Raw genomic sequence first — 13,591 nt, forward strand, 5'->3', positions numbered from 1 at the left:
TCAAGAAAATGAAGGGGTTAACCATTCGTCGGTCAGAGCATGATCAGGTGATTGGGTAGCTCATTTTTTTGTTCCGTGGCAGGTACGTGAGTAGCCAGCTTGTCGCCGCAGGCGGCCACGCATTCCTGGAAGCCTTCTGCCACCCGGCCGGCTTTCACCCGGGCGATGAAGGCATCCACGATGGTCTGCCACTCGCTGTCGTCCACATGGCGGGCAATGCCCTGGTCCGCCAGGATTTCCACGTAATGTTCCGCCTCGCTGACGAAGATCAGCAGGCCGGTGCCGCCACGGGTGCGGTGCAGGCCCTGCTCCAGAAACGCCTGCCGGGCCAGGCCGGCGGCGCGCATCCGTTGCAGGCGACGCGGTACTACCCGGAACTGCATCGGCTTGAGCCGGAACAGTACCGCCAGAACCAGCAGCACGCCCCATTGCAGCAGCAGGGCTTCAAAGGGAGTCAGCCAGACCGGCAGGAACAGCAGGGCTACCGGCACCAGCAGGGAGAGTAGTGCCGCCCACAACAAGGTCACGTAGCGGTAATCATCTGCCTGGCGGGCCAGTACTGTGACCAGCTCCGCGTCGGTGCGTTTTTCCTGTTCACCGATGGTCCGGGAAAGGGTTTCCTGTGCGTTTTTATCCAGCAACATTACCAACCTCCTGAGGCGCCGCCGCCTCCGAATCCACCACCGCCGCCGCCGAAGCCGCCGCCACCGAAACCACCACCGCCGCCAAAACCGCCCATGGGCACCGGCAGGAACATGCCGCCACGACGGCCACCCCGGCCGCCACCGCCCCCGAAGGACAGCAGGAAGGTGACTACCACCATGCCGATCAGGATCAGCAGGGCCTTGAGGCCACTGGGTTTGTCGAGGGGCTGGCGTTTGCCTTCATATTCGCCCTTGATGGCCGACTGAATGGCGGTGACACCGGCCTGGATACCGCCATAGAACTGGCCCTGGCGGAAGGCGGGCAGGATTTCCTGCTGGATGATGACACTGGAGAGCGCATCGGTGAGTACCCCTTCCAGGCCATAACCCACTTCGATGCGGACCTTGCGATCCTTGGGAGCCACGATCAGCAGAACACCGTTATCGGATTCCTTGCTGCCAATGCCCCAATGGCGGCCCAGTTGGTAACCGTAATCGGCGATCTCGTAACCTTGCAGATCCGGCAGGGTTACCACGACCACCTGGTTGGAGGTGTTCTGTTCCGCCGAGGCCAGTGCCTGGGTAAGGCTCTGGCGCTGGGCGGCGGTCATCAGGTTGGCGTTGTCCACCACCCGGCCGGTGAGTTCGGGAAATTCCGGCGCCGCCCACAAGGGCGACGCCAACAGCAGCACAAGGAGCGTGAATAACCGCATCAGTTAAAGTTCACGGCCGGCGCCTGATCCGCATCTTCCGCGGTGGCTTCGTAGGTTTCACGCATTTCCATGTCGCTGTAGAGGAAGCTGTGCCACAGCCGCCCGGGGAAAGTACGGATTTCGGTATTGTACTGCTGCACGGCGGCAATGTAGTCACGGCGTGCCACGCTGATACGGTTCTCGGTGCCTTCCAGCTGCGACTGCAACGCCAGGAAATTCTGGTTGGCCTTCAAGTCCGGGTAGCGTTCCGCCACCACCATCAAGCGTTGCAGGGCAGAGCCGAGCTGGCGCTGGGCCTGCTCGAACTGTTTCAGCTTTTCCGGATTATCGAGCATGTTGCCATCCACCTGGATGGAGCCCACCTTGGCACGGGCCTGGGTCACGTCCACCAGCACTTCCTTCTCGTGACTGGCATAGCCCTTCACGGTATTAACCAGGTTGGGGATCAGATCGGCCCGGCGCTGATACTGATTTTCCACCTGCGACCAGGCCGCTTTGACCTGCTCATCGTAGGTAGGAATATTGTTGATGCCACAGCCGCTGAGCCAGCCGGCCAGCATGACCAGAAAAAGGCTACGCCAAAGTGTCATGGTTCTCTGCTCCTTCAATCCAGAATGACAGCGGTCCCTTGCGCTTATCGTCGCGCAGGTTCGCCAGTAACTGCTGTTTTTCACCACGGGTCAACCGCTTGAGGCGAGCTTCCAGCCGTGATGCCGAGGCCCGATCTCCGGCGGGCACCAGCAACACCAGCTGTACCGGCCGGCGGGCACGGGTGTAACGTGCCCCCTTGGGGCTGTGGTTGTGCTCGTAAAGGCGTCGGGCCGGCTCGGTGCTGATGCCGGTGTAAAGCGTCCGGTCCGCACAGCGCAGCATATACACCCACCACTCTTGCATGGTTTTACACCTGACCTTGAACAGGTTGCTATGATGCCAGAGACGATCAAGACAAGGGAGCCTCTGAATAACACCTTGCATGCTCAGGCTTTCAGGCTGGCTCACAATCTAGGCGCACTTTTGAAGACATGCTGGTTGCCTGTCGAGAAAGTGCAACAACGAGTGTGAGCCAGCCTGGAAGCCCCGGAGGGCGAGGCCTGAAGGGCACATCTGCTGCGCTTTGTCGCTAGGAAAGGAGCCCACCCTGTCCGTCGCGACAAAACACAACAGCTGCACCCTTCAGGCCACGCTGAGTACGCAAGGTGTTATCCAGAGGCTCCCAGGAGATGAAAAAATGATTACCTACCTTTACTGGTTTCTCGTTGCCGTACTTGTCATCGGTGCCCTGTTCGGTATCGGCGTGCGTCTGGGAAAATGGAAGCCGGCGCTGATTATTGCCGCCGTGATCTGGTTGGTGGCTACCCTGGCCTACTACTTCTGGCTGGAACAGATTTTTGTGAAACGCTTTGGCGGCACCATGAACATCAAGGTACCGGAAGAGCAGTACCACATCAGCGCCACCTGGAAGGGCGATAATCTGTGGATTGAAAATTACGACCCGAACACCAACGAATGCATTTTCCGTGAATACTCCCGGGGCAATATGCTGGAAGGCAAGGTGGTGCTGAAGAACTGTAACCCGCTGCAAGGCACCGGCATGGTGCTGCCGAAAGACCCCGCATTGCAGTAACCACCTGTCTGAAAGAAGAACGGGGCAGCACCCACCGTTGGAGCCTTGCTGGCAAGGCGAATTCCCAAAGTGGTTTGGGAACCTCTTCGCTTTGTGAACAAAGCTCCAACGGGTAACCATGCCCCCCTTCCCCTGTCCCGATGATGCCGCTACCCTTTGCGCCTTTCTCTGACCGGAACAGGACTGCCCATGAGCAATTCCCTTCAAACTCTGCTGTTTGCTCTGAAACTGGTTCCCGATGCCGTTGCCTTCGAGCAGGTTCAAGAGGTCATCGCCGAGCACTATGACTACACCCCTGCCCGCTTTACCAATGGCAGCGGTGATGATCTGGTGGTGAATGAAGCAGGCACCAATGAAGGGTCCTGCAAAATCTTTGCCTTCGCCAAACTCAACAACCTCTCCGATGAGCAGACTCTGGCCTGCTTCGGGCATTTCTTTCGCCACGATGTCCTGGGGAACCCGGAGGGCACCGACCACGCCAATATCCGCACCTTCATGCGCCATGGTCTGAAACAGGTGCACTTCGATACCCCGGCACTGGTTGCTCGATAATGTGACCCCCTTCGCGCCATCTTGACCGGCTTTCGTGAATCCTGTGCAGACAATTTCATGGAGAGATCATCATGGCGCGCTATCTGGGGCTATTGTTAGCTTTTTTACTGACACCCGCGGTGCAGGCAGCAGATGGCTGTGCCGACGCCCTGGATACCACCGTCAGGAAACTGCATTCCCAGCAGACCCTGGATCTCTGTGCCCTGACCCGCAACAGGCTGACGCTGGTGGTGAACACCGCCAGCCAGTGTGGCTACACCCCGCAGTTCAAAGATCTGGAAGCGCTTTATCAGACCTACCGGGAGCAGGGCCTGATCGTGATTGGCTTCCCATCGGATGATTTCCGCCAGGAGCTGGATAGCGAATCTGACACCGCGGAAGTCTGTTATGTGAATTACGGTGTTACCTTCCCCATGGCCGCCACCAGTGCGGTAAAAGGCGACAACGCCAACCCGGTATTCCGGGCCCTGAGCGCCGCCAGCCAGGCACCGGGCTGGAACTTCAACAAGTACCTGATACCCGCGGACGGCTCCGGGGTACGCCATTTTCCGGCATCCGCGGAGCCGCGAGGCGGCGAGCTGGAAGCCGCCATCCGTGAGGCGCTTGGTCAGTAAGCCGCTGTGAGGAGGTAGATGCTCCCGGCAGAGGCTGATATTGTGAACGGTCACCCATTATTACCCGGCGGTGAGTCCCGTGAAGGTTCGCAGCAGCAAAGAACAGCAACGCCATCAGCTTGAGCGCGATATGGAGCGCTATCTGTCCAAGGGCGGAGAGATCAAGGAGATCCCCCGTGGCGTCAGTGGTACCGACCCGGTGCACGGGAAAGGGCACCAGACTGTGCTGTTCAATGGCCCACGCCAGCCCCAGCGCACCGACCTGAGCCAGGTGGCCGCCACCATCGACGCGCGCAAGCACAAACCGCGCCGCCAACGTCTCAACCACCGCCCCACCCGCAAGCTGATTTATGATGATTTCGGCGAACCGCTGCGCTGGGTGTGGCACGACAAATAATTCAAACTGCCAAGAAGGATCTGCAATGAAACGGCTTCTGCTGCTGGTATCCCTGTTTATGATGAGTCAGACCGCGTTCAGCGACATCATTGAAACCCAGGTCACCCTGCCCGACGACCTGGGCACCGGCGTCATGTATCTGAATGACAAGCAGAAAAAGCCCGGACCCGGTGTGATCGTGATCCACGAATGGTGGGGCCTGAACGATTACGCCCGCGACCGGGCCCGCATGCTGGCCCGGGCCGGTTATACCGCCCTGGCCGTGGACATGTACGGCACCGGCAAAGTGGCCACCCACCCCAAGGATGCAGAAGCCTTCATGAAATCCGCCATGGCCGAGCCGGAAAAAATGAACGCCCGCTTTGAAGCCGCCCGCAAGATGATGCTGAAACAACAACAGGTGGAAGCTGGCCGTCTGTTCGCCATCGGCTACTGCTTCGGCGGTGGCGTGGTACTGAACCAGGCACGCATGGGCACCGACCTGGCCGGCGTGGCCAGCTTCCATGGCACCCTGGGCACCGACACCCCCGCCAAGCAGGGTGACATCAAGGCGCGCATTCTCGCCGCCACCGGCCAGGCCGACCCGATGATTCCCGCCGAGCAAGTCATCGGCTTCGTGAAGGAAATGACCGAGGCCGGCGCCGACTTCCAGCTACTCAGCTTCCCCGGCGTCAAGCACAGCTTCACCAATCCGAAAGCGGATGCGGTGGCGGAACGCTTCGACATGCCGGTGGGCTACGATGCCCATGCGGACCAGGTGAGCTGGAAGGCGCTGGTGGATTTCATCGAGCATAAGCCCCACGCCAAATAACCGCACCAGTTGGGGGCATTGCAGAACGCGATGCCCTGTCACTGCCCACCTTTCTCCCCGATTCGTTTTTCCTCCGCGCCAACCTCCTGATTTTCCTTGCTATCGCCACTTGGCATCCCCTTTGCTTTGTCTCAGGGAGAGGAATCGAATGGCCACGTTGCCATTAAGCACTCAACACAATTTGCACCAATAGACCGCTAGGGTTCCGGTCGCCTGCGCCGACAGACAGCGCGCAGCCGATGCCTGGTCCGAGAGCAGTCGACCTTCTTGCAGTCGTTCCGCAGCACATGCGGCTGAAGGTTACACGGCGGGACAAAAGCCCGGGAGGACACGATGACCACGTTGTCATTGGATTCCTCATCGTCCGTAGCCAAGGAGGTCCGAGATGACCCTTTCCGTACGAAAGACCGCTGCCGTTGCAGCACTTGCCCTGTTCACATCCCTGATGCCGGTCACCGCACTGGCCAAAGATTCCTTCAGCATCTGCTGGTCCATTTATGTGGGCTGGATGCCGTGGGATTACGGTGCCCAACAAAAAATCGTCGACAAGTGGGCCGCCAAGTACGACATCGAAATCGACGTGGTACAGATCAACGACTACGTGGAATCCATCAACCAGTACACCGCCGGTGCATACGACGGCTGCGCCATGACCAACATGGATGCGCTGACCATTCCCGCCGCTGGCGGGGTGGATTCCACCGCCCTGATCGTGGGTGACTTCTCCAACGGTAACGACGGCGTGGTTCTCAAGGGCACCGACAAGCTGGCTGACATCAAGGGTCAGCAGGTGAACCTGGTGGAACTGTCCGTTTCCCACTACCTGCTGGCGCGGGCACTGGAAACCGTGGGGCTGACTGAGCGCGACCTGACCGTGGTGAATACCTCAGATGCGGATCTGGTCTCTGCCTTTACCACCAAGGGCGTCACTGCCGTTGCCACCTGGAACCCGCTGCTCAGCGAAATCACCGCCATGCCGGATAGCCACAAGGTATTCGACTCCGCACAAATCCCCGGTGAAATCATCGACCTGATGGTGGTCAACACCGACACCCTGGAAGCCAACCCGGATTTCGGCAAGGCACTGACCGGTGCCTGGTACGAGATCATGGCCACCATGTCCGCCGATGATGAGGCCGGCAAGGCCGCCCGCACCTTCATGGCCAACGCCTCCGGCACCGACCTGGCCGGCTATGAAGCGCAACTGGATTCCACCCGCATGTTCTATCAGCCCGCCGAGGCCGTGGCCTTCGTCAACAGCCCGGAGCTGAAAGACACCATGCAGAAAGTGGCGGAATTTTCCTTCCAGCATGGGCTACTGGGCGAAGGCGCCCCGGACGCCGGTTTTGTGGGTATCGAAACCCCGGCGGGCATCTATGGCAGCGACAGCAACGTGAAGCTGCGCTTTATCCCGGATTACATGGCCATGGCAGCCGAAGGGAAGCTGTAGGGCAAACAACGTCAGACGTCTGATGCCGGACGTCTGACGCTTCAGACATCACCGGGAACTGCCATGAAAAAACTGATCAACCGTCAACCGGGACGTGTCGGTACCTGGGCACTGGGCCTGCTGCCTTTCGTGCTGCTGCTGATTGTCTATATGGTGGCCTCCGATGCGCGCCTGACGGAAAACCCCAACGACAAATTGCTGCCAGAGCTGGGCAGTTTTGTGGATGCGATACAGCGTATGGCATTCGAACCCAGCAAGCGCAGTGGCGACTACCTGCTGCTCAACGACACCCTGGCCAGTCTGCAACGGCTGGGCATCGGCGTGGTCATCAGCGCCCTGGTTGCCCTGGTGGTGGGGATCGGCAACGGCACCATTCCCTATATCCGCTCGACCCTGTCACCGCTGGTGACCGGCCTGTCACTGGTACCGCCCATGGCGATCCTGCCGGTGCTGTTCATTATTTTCGGCCTGGGAGAACTGGCCAAGGTGATGCTGATCATCATCGGCATTACGCCCTTTCTGATTCGTGACCTGCAGCAACGGGCGCTGGAAATTCCTGACGAGCAGATCATCAAGCTGCAGACCCTGGGTGCCAATACCTGGCAGATCATTACCCGCCTGGTATGGCCGCAACTGATGCCGCGATTGATCGGTACCGTGCGGTTGTCACTGGGTCCGGCCTGGCTGTTCCTGATCGCCGCCGAGGCCATCGCCGCCACCGAAGGGCTGGGCTATCGCATCTTCCTGGTGCGGCGCTATCTGGCCATGGATGTGATTCTGCCCTATGTGGTGTGGATCACCCTGCTGGCCTTCGCCATCGACTTCCTGCTGCGCCGTTATTCGCAATGGCGCTACCCCTGGTTCCATCAACAGGGCCATTAACGGAGAGATAACGATGGCAATTATTGAAATGAAAAACCTGTGGAAGGAATACGGCGACCAGGTGGTGCTGGAACGGCTCAACGCCACCGTGGAAGAAGGCGAATTCGTCACCATTGTCGGCGCCTCCGGCTGCGGCAAGACCTCCTTCCTGAAACTGCTGCTGGGCACCGAGCAAGCCAGCCGTGGCGAGCTACTGCTGGATGGCAAGCCCCTGCCCGGCGAACCGGACGACAGCCGCGGCATCGTGTTCCAGCGTTACTCGGTACTCAGCCACCTGACCGCCCTGGAAAACGTGATGCTGGGCGGCGAACTGCAGCACAGCCGCTGGCTGGGCATCAGCTTCGGCAAACGCCGCAAGCAATTGCAAAAAGACGCCCTGGCCATGCTGGAAAACGTGGGCCTAAGCCATGCCGTGGATAAATACCCCCACGAGCTGTCGGGCGGCATGCAACAACGGCTGGCCCTGGCCCAGGCGTTGATCAAGAAACCGCGCATCCTGCTGCTGGATGAACCCTTCGGCGCCCTGGACCCGGGTATTCGTGCCGACATGCACAAGCTGGTGCTGTCGCTGTGGAAGGAACAGCGACTCACCGTGTTCATGATCACCCATGACATTACCGAAGGCTTCTATCTGGGCACCCGGCTGTGGGTATTCGACAAGCCCCGTCTGGACCCTCAGGCTCCCGGTGCCTATGGCGCCCGGGTGACCTACGACCTGCCGGTGGGTGACTGCGAAAGCGGCACACTGACAAACATTAATCGAAGCGTGGGTGATACCAGCCGCGCTCTCCATGACATCCTGTAAGGAGCGCCTGATGAGCGACAGTCTTTACACCACCACCCTGCCCGGCAGCGCCCACTGGTCGATGCGGGTGCGCCGTGGCATGCAACTGCGATTTACCGACGTGGAAGGTGGCGCCAACCTTTCCCTGCTGATGTACAACCCGGAAGACCTGCTGGAACGCTACAACGCCCCGGATACCCTGAAAGGTCAGCACACCTTCAAGCTGACCCGGGGCAACTGCCTGTACTCGGATATGGGCCGGGTGTTCGCCTCAATCGTCGACGACGATTTCGGCTGGCACGACACCGTCTGCGGCACGCTCAGCGAAAAAAAGCTGCAGAAAAAATACCCGGTCAGAACCTATCAGGATCATCACAACCAGTGGACCCTGAGCGGCGAGCACAGCTTTCTTACCGAGCTGGCCAAGTACGGCCTGGGCGAACGGGACCTGGCCGCCAACCTGAATCTTTTTTCCAAAGTCATGACCGACGATGACGGCAATCTGATCTTTGATGCCAGCGCCTCCCGCGCCGGTGCCAGCGTCACCCTGCGCTTCGAGATGGACACCCTGGTGATCCTGCACACCTGCCCGCATCCGCTGAACCCGGCGGCAGACTATCCGATGCGGCCGGTGCAGATCGAGATGATCCAGGCCGATCCGGTAACCGGCGATGACTATTGCAAGAACTACCGCCCGGAAAACGCCCGCGCCTTCGAGAACAATCGCCTGTACCACCTGGGCCTTTAATTATTTTTTGTAGGAGCGCCGCTTGAGGCGCGAAGGAAAGAACCATGATCAAAGAAAGCCACCGACAACCGGAACAGGCCAGCTTCCGTGAAGTGGTCGCCGCCGGGGATTACTTCATCCACAGGGTAAAAAAGGGCCAGACCATTCGCCTGCTGGATCTGCAAGGTAATCAGGCCGCCGATACCCTGTTCTACAGCGCCGCCGACCCGGCGGAACGCTACAGCGCCATGGACACCATTCGCGAGCAGGGCAACGTCTATCTCACCGCCGGTACCGTGCTGATGTCCAACCGCATCAACCCGCTGCTGGAGATCGTGGCCGATACCTGTGGCCGCCACGACACCCTGGGCGGCGCCTGCGCCACGGAAAGCAACACCGTGCGCTACGACCTGGAAAAGCGCTGCATGCACGCCTGCCGGGACAGCTGGATGCTGGCCGTTAACCAGCACCCGGAGTTTGACCTGGGCAAACGGGACATCACCCACAACATCAACTTCTTCATGAATGTGCCGGTCACCGCCGACGGCGGCCTCACCTTCGAGGATGGCATTTCCGCCCCGGGAAAATATGTGGAGCTGACCGCCTGCATGGATGTAGTGATGCTGATTTCCAATTGCCCGCAACTCAACAATCCCTGCAACGGTTACAACCCCACACCCATTGAAGTGCTGATCTGGGACCACTGATTTATCCGCACTTCCCCGGGGACGACCCCGGCGGCCAGAGAATGCCATGACGGGACGACCCGTCAGCCGTCAAAGAGACATCGCCATGTTCAACAAAGTGTTGATTGCCAACCGCGGCGCCATTGCCACCCGTGTTATTGCCACCCTGAAAAAACTCGGCGTTACCGCCGTGGCCGTCTACGCGGAAGCGGACCGGGATTCCCTCCATGTGACCCAGGCCGACGAGGCCTACTGTCTGGGTGAAGGCAGTGCCCGCGAGACCTATCTGAATCAGGATGCCCTGTTTGCCCTGATGGAACAGCACGGCATCGAGGCGGTGCATCCCGGCTACGGGTTTCTCAGTGAAAACCCGGAGTTTGTGCAGGGCTGCGAAGCCCGTGGCATTGCCTTTATCGGCCCGACGCCACAACAAATGGACACCTTCGGCCTGAAGCATACTGCCCGTGCTCTGGCGGAAAACACCGGTGTGCCCTTACTGCCCGGCACCGATCTGCTCAAGGACAAAAACACGGCGCTACAGGCCGCTGAACAGATCGGCTATCCGGTGATGCTGAAAAGCACCGCCGGCGGTGGCGGCATCGGCATGCAGATCTGTGAAAACGCCGCCAGCCTGGACAAGGCCTGGGATACGGTGCGCCGATTAAGCGCCAATAATTTTTCCAACGATGGCGTTTTTATCGAAAAATATATCGCCCGCGCCCGCCATATCGAGGTGCAGGTTTTCGGTGATGGACAGGGTCACGCAGTCACCCTCGGCGAGCGCGATTGCTCCGCCCAGCGCCGTCACCAGAAAGTGCTGGAAGAAACCCCCGCACCCAACTTGCCCGACACGGTTCGCAGCGAACTGCAGGCCACTGCCAAGGCACTGATGGAAGCGGTCAGTTATCGTAACGCCGGCACCGTGGAATTCATTCTCGACCAGGACAGCAACGCCTTTTATTTTCTGGAAGTGAATACCCGCCTGCAGGTAGAGCACGGCGTTACCGAACAGGTTTACGGCGTGGACCTGGTGGAGTGGATGCTGAAACTGGCCGCCGGTGAGTTACCCCCGCTGGACAGCCTGGCCGCCAACCTGACCGTCTGTGGCCACGCCATTCAGGCACGGCTGTACGCGGAAGATCCCAACAAGGATTTCCAGCCCAGCGCCGGCCTGCTTACCGCCGTCACCTTTCCCCAGGCCGACGGCCAGGCCCTGCGTATTGATCACTGGATCGAAGCCGGGCTCACCGTCTCGCCTCTGTTCGACCCCATGCTGGCCAAGGTGATTGTTCACCAAGCCAGCCGCGACGCAGCGCTGGCCGCCCTGCACAATACACTGGCAACTACCTGCATCGAAGGCATCGAAAGCAATCGCGATTATCTGCGCAGTATTCTTGCCGACCCGGTATTTGCCGACGGCCAGATGACCACCCGCTATCTCAATGACTTTCGCTACCAGCCGTTCACCCTGGATGTACTGGCCGGCGGCACCCTGACCACCGTGCAGGATTACCCCGGGCGCAGTGGTTACTGGCCGGTGGGCGTACCGCCGTCCGGCCCTTTTGATGCCCTGAGTTTTCGTCTGGGCAATCGCCTGCTGGGTAATGAGGAGAACGCCGCCGGGCTGGAGTTCACCCTCAACGGCCCTACCCTGAAATTCAATCAGGCCACCCGCATCGCCCTCACCGGCGCGGACATGCAGGCGACCCTGGATGGCAATCCGGTTCCCGGTTATACCGCCATTGCCATACAGCCGGGCCAGATCCTGAAGCTTGGCAAGGTCGTCGGCGAGGGGGCCCGTGCCTACCTGGCCATTGCCGGCGGCATTCAGTGCACGCCGTATCTGGGATCGCGCAGCACCTTTACCCTGGGTCAGTTCGGTGGCCATGGTGGCCGCGCCCTGCGCACCGGGGATGTGCTGCATTTCTCCCCCGACAACGGCGCCAACAGCGATCTTGTGGTGCCGGAGAATCTGAAACCATCGCTGAACAACCAGTGGACCCTGCGAGTGATCTACGGCCCCCACGGTGCGCCGGATTTCTTTACCGACAACGACATGGCCATGTTCTTCAGCACGGACTGGCAGGTGCACTACAACTCCAGCCGTACCGGCGTGCGCCTGGTCGGCCCCAAACCCGGCTGGGCACGCAGCGACGGCGGCGAGGCCGGCATGCACCCGTCCAATATCCATGACAACGCCTACGCCGTGGGTACGGTGGATTTCACCGGCGACATGCCGGTGATTCTGGGCCCGGACGGCCCCTCCCTGGGCGGCTTTGTCTGCCCGGCCACGGTGATCCTGGCGGACCGCTGGAAACTGGGTCAGCTGAAGGCCGGCGACACCCTGCGCTTTGCAGCCATCAGCCTGACCGATGCGGATGCGCTTGCCGCAGAACAGGACGCTTGTGTGGCCGCCCTGAGCGCACCGGAACAACAGGTCAGTCCGGCCCCGATTACCACCCCGATTCTCAACCGCCTGAGCGAAAGCGACGCCGGCATGGAAGTCGTTTACCGGGCCGCCGGCGACCGTTACCTGCTGGTGGAATACGGCCCGCTGGTGCTGGACTTGCGCCTGCGATTCCGGGCCCATGCGCTGATGTTGTGGCTGCAGGAACAGCAGCTGGATGGCGTCATCGAACTGACTCCGGGCATTCGCTCCTTGCAGATTCATTTCGATCCTCAGCAACTGCCCCGCACAGAGCTGCTGGAAACACTGGCCCAGGCGGAACACGCCCTGCAACAGCAGGACGATCTGGAAGTGCCATCGCGCATCGTGCATATCCCGTTGAGCTGGGATGACCAGGCCTGCCATCAGGCCATCGAAAAATACATGCAGTCGGTGCGCAAGGATGCGCCCTGGTGTCCGTCCAATCTGGAATTCATTCGCCGCATCAACGGACTCGACAGCATCGACGAGGTTAAGAAGATTCTGTTCACTGCCCGCTATGTGGTGATGGGCCTGGGCGATGTGTACCTGGGCGCACCGGTGGCGACGCCTTACGACCCCCGCCATCGCCTGGTGACCACCAAGTACAACCCGGCCCGCACCTGGACCGCAGAAAACTCCGTGGGCATTGGCGGTGCCTACCTGTGCGTGTATGGCATGGAAGGCCCCGGCGGTTACCAGTTTGTCGGCCGCACCCTGCAGATGTGGAACCGTTACCGGCAAACAGAGGCGTTTGATCAGCCCTGGCTGCTGCGCTTCTTCGATCAGATTCGTTTCTATGAAGTGAGCCACGAGGAGCTCAATCAGATTCGCCGGGATTTTCCCAAGGGCCAGTACCCGATCCGCACCGAAGAGACCACCTTCAGCCAGAAGGAGTACCAGCAGTTTCTGGATGACAACCAGCAGGACATCACCACCTTCACTGACACCCGTAACTTGGCCTTCGATGAAGAACTGCAACGCTGGGTGGCCAGCGGCCAGATCAACTTCCAGTCCGAGCAGGATCTGGATGCGGACAATAGTGCCGACCCCATTGCCGGCACGCCGGTGGAGTCTCCGGTAGCCGGCAGCATCTGGAAACTGAACGTGGCCGAAGGCGATAACGTGAAGGAAGGCGATGTGGTGGTGGTGCTGGAATCCATGAAGATGGAAATCGAAATCTGTGCCCCGCAAAGCGGCAAGGTGATTGCCATCACCCGCCAGGAAGGCCAGCAGATTAATGCGGGCCAGGCGATGATGGTGCTGGACTGAACCGACAGAA

At 60.1% G+C, this 13,591-nt stretch carries 15 protein-coding genes and 1 riboswitch; of the genes, 11 read left to right on the forward strand and 4 right to left on the reverse strand.

The window, feature by feature from the left end:
- Positions 1 to 32: 32 nt before the first annotated feature.
- From KZ772_RS07180 to KZ772_RS07195, 4 genes are read right to left on the reverse strand one after another with little or no spacing between them, the layout of a single operon-like run.
- Positions 33 to 644 (reverse strand): TPM domain-containing protein, encoded by a 612-nt coding sequence (locus KZ772_RS07180; protein WP_290539115.1) that lies wholly within the window; start codon positions 642 to 644, stop codon positions 33 to 35.
- Complete coding sequence (locus tag KZ772_RS07185; protein WP_290539116.1) at positions 644 to 1,357, reverse strand: TPM domain-containing protein; 714 nt, start codon at positions 1,355 to 1,357, stop codon at positions 644 to 646. The genes KZ772_RS07180 and KZ772_RS07185 overlap by 1 nt, the downstream gene beginning before the upstream one ends.
- On the reverse strand, positions 1,357 to 1,947 hold the full coding sequence (locus KZ772_RS07190; protein WP_290539117.1) for a LemA family protein: 591 nt from the start codon (positions 1,945 to 1,947) through the stop codon (positions 1,357 to 1,359). The genes KZ772_RS07185 and KZ772_RS07190 overlap by 1 nt, the downstream gene beginning before the upstream one ends.
- Complete coding sequence (locus KZ772_RS07195; protein ID WP_290539118.1) at positions 1,931 to 2,251, reverse strand: GIY-YIG nuclease family protein; 321 nt, start codon at positions 2,249 to 2,251, stop codon at positions 1,931 to 1,933. Before KZ772_RS07195 ends, KZ772_RS07190 begins: the two co-directional genes overlap by 17 nt.
- Positions 2,252 to 2,585: 334 nt before the next feature.
- Here KZ772_RS07195 and KZ772_RS07200 point away from each other — a divergent pair, with 334 nt between their 5' ends.
- The 11 genes from KZ772_RS07200 to uca all read left to right on the forward strand — a co-directional run bounded on the left by KZ772_RS07200 (position 2,586) and on the right by uca (position 13,581).
- On the forward strand, positions 2,586 to 2,981 hold the full coding sequence (locus tag KZ772_RS07200; RefSeq protein ID WP_290539119.1) for a hypothetical protein: 396 nt from the start codon (positions 2,586 to 2,588) through the stop codon (positions 2,979 to 2,981).
- A 189-nt stretch (positions 2,982 to 3,170) separates the two neighbouring features.
- Positions 3,171 to 3,533, forward strand: a complete 363-nt coding sequence (locus tag KZ772_RS07205) for a HopJ type III effector protein (RefSeq protein WP_290539120.1) — start codon at positions 3,171 to 3,173, stop codon at positions 3,531 to 3,533.
- A 71-nt stretch (positions 3,534 to 3,604) separates the two neighbouring features.
- On the forward strand, positions 3,605 to 4,147 hold the full coding sequence (locus KZ772_RS07210) for a glutathione peroxidase (protein WP_290539121.1): 543 nt from the start codon (positions 3,605 to 3,607) through the stop codon (positions 4,145 to 4,147).
- 79 nt (positions 4,148 to 4,226) lie between these two features.
- Positions 4,227 to 4,544 (forward strand): hypothetical protein, encoded by a 318-nt coding sequence (locus tag KZ772_RS07215; RefSeq protein ID WP_290539122.1) that lies wholly within the window; start codon positions 4,227 to 4,229, stop codon positions 4,542 to 4,544.
- Between the two features lie 25 nt (positions 4,545 to 4,569).
- Positions 4,570 to 5,355: a dienelactone hydrolase family protein gene (locus tag KZ772_RS07220; RefSeq protein ID WP_290539123.1), complete on the forward strand. Its 786-nt coding sequence runs from the start codon at positions 4,570 to 4,572 to the stop codon at positions 5,353 to 5,355.
- 186 nt (positions 5,356 to 5,541) lie between these two features.
- Positions 5,542 to 5,684, forward strand: a riboswitch (guanidine-I (ykkC/yxkD leader).
- Positions 5,685 to 5,740: 56 nt separating this feature from the next.
- A complete protein-coding gene (locus tag KZ772_RS07225; RefSeq protein ID WP_290539124.1) occupies positions 5,741 to 6,805 on the forward strand; it encodes a putative urea ABC transporter substrate-binding protein in 1,065 nt (354 codons plus the stop codon).
- A gap of 63 nt (positions 6,806 to 6,868) precedes the next feature.
- On the forward strand, positions 6,869 to 7,687 hold the full coding sequence (locus KZ772_RS07230; RefSeq protein ID WP_290539125.1) for an ABC transporter permease subunit: 819 nt from the start codon (positions 6,869 to 6,871) through the stop codon (positions 7,685 to 7,687).
- 13 nt (positions 7,688 to 7,700) lie between these two features.
- Positions 7,701 to 8,492, forward strand: a complete 792-nt coding sequence (locus KZ772_RS07235) for an ABC transporter ATP-binding protein (protein ID WP_290539126.1) — start codon at positions 7,701 to 7,703, stop codon at positions 8,490 to 8,492.
- Positions 8,493 to 8,502: 10 nt separating this feature from the next.
- The gene (locus KZ772_RS07240) at positions 8,503 to 9,219 is read left to right on the forward strand and encodes an urea amidolyase associated protein UAAP1 (protein WP_290539127.1); all 717 of its coding nucleotides are present in this window, start codon (positions 8,503 to 8,505) and stop codon (positions 9,217 to 9,219) included.
- A 44-nt stretch (positions 9,220 to 9,263) separates the two neighbouring features.
- Positions 9,264 to 9,905, forward strand: coding sequence for an urea amidolyase associated protein UAAP2 (locus tag KZ772_RS07245; RefSeq protein WP_290539128.1), 642 nt, complete (start codon positions 9,264 to 9,266; stop codon positions 9,903 to 9,905).
- An 85-nt stretch (positions 9,906 to 9,990) separates the two neighbouring features.
- Positions 9,991 to 13,581: an urea carboxylase gene (gene uca / locus KZ772_RS07250; protein ID WP_290539457.1), complete on the forward strand. Its 3,591-nt coding sequence runs from the start codon at positions 9,991 to 9,993 to the stop codon at positions 13,579 to 13,581.
- Positions 13,582 to 13,591: the final 10 nt, after the last annotated feature.

Origin of the sequence: Alcanivorax sp. (genome assembly GCF_019431375.1) — a bacterium.
Taxonomy (GTDB): domain Bacteria; phylum Pseudomonadota; class Gammaproteobacteria; order Pseudomonadales; family Alcanivoracaceae; genus Alcanivorax; species Alcanivorax jadensis_A.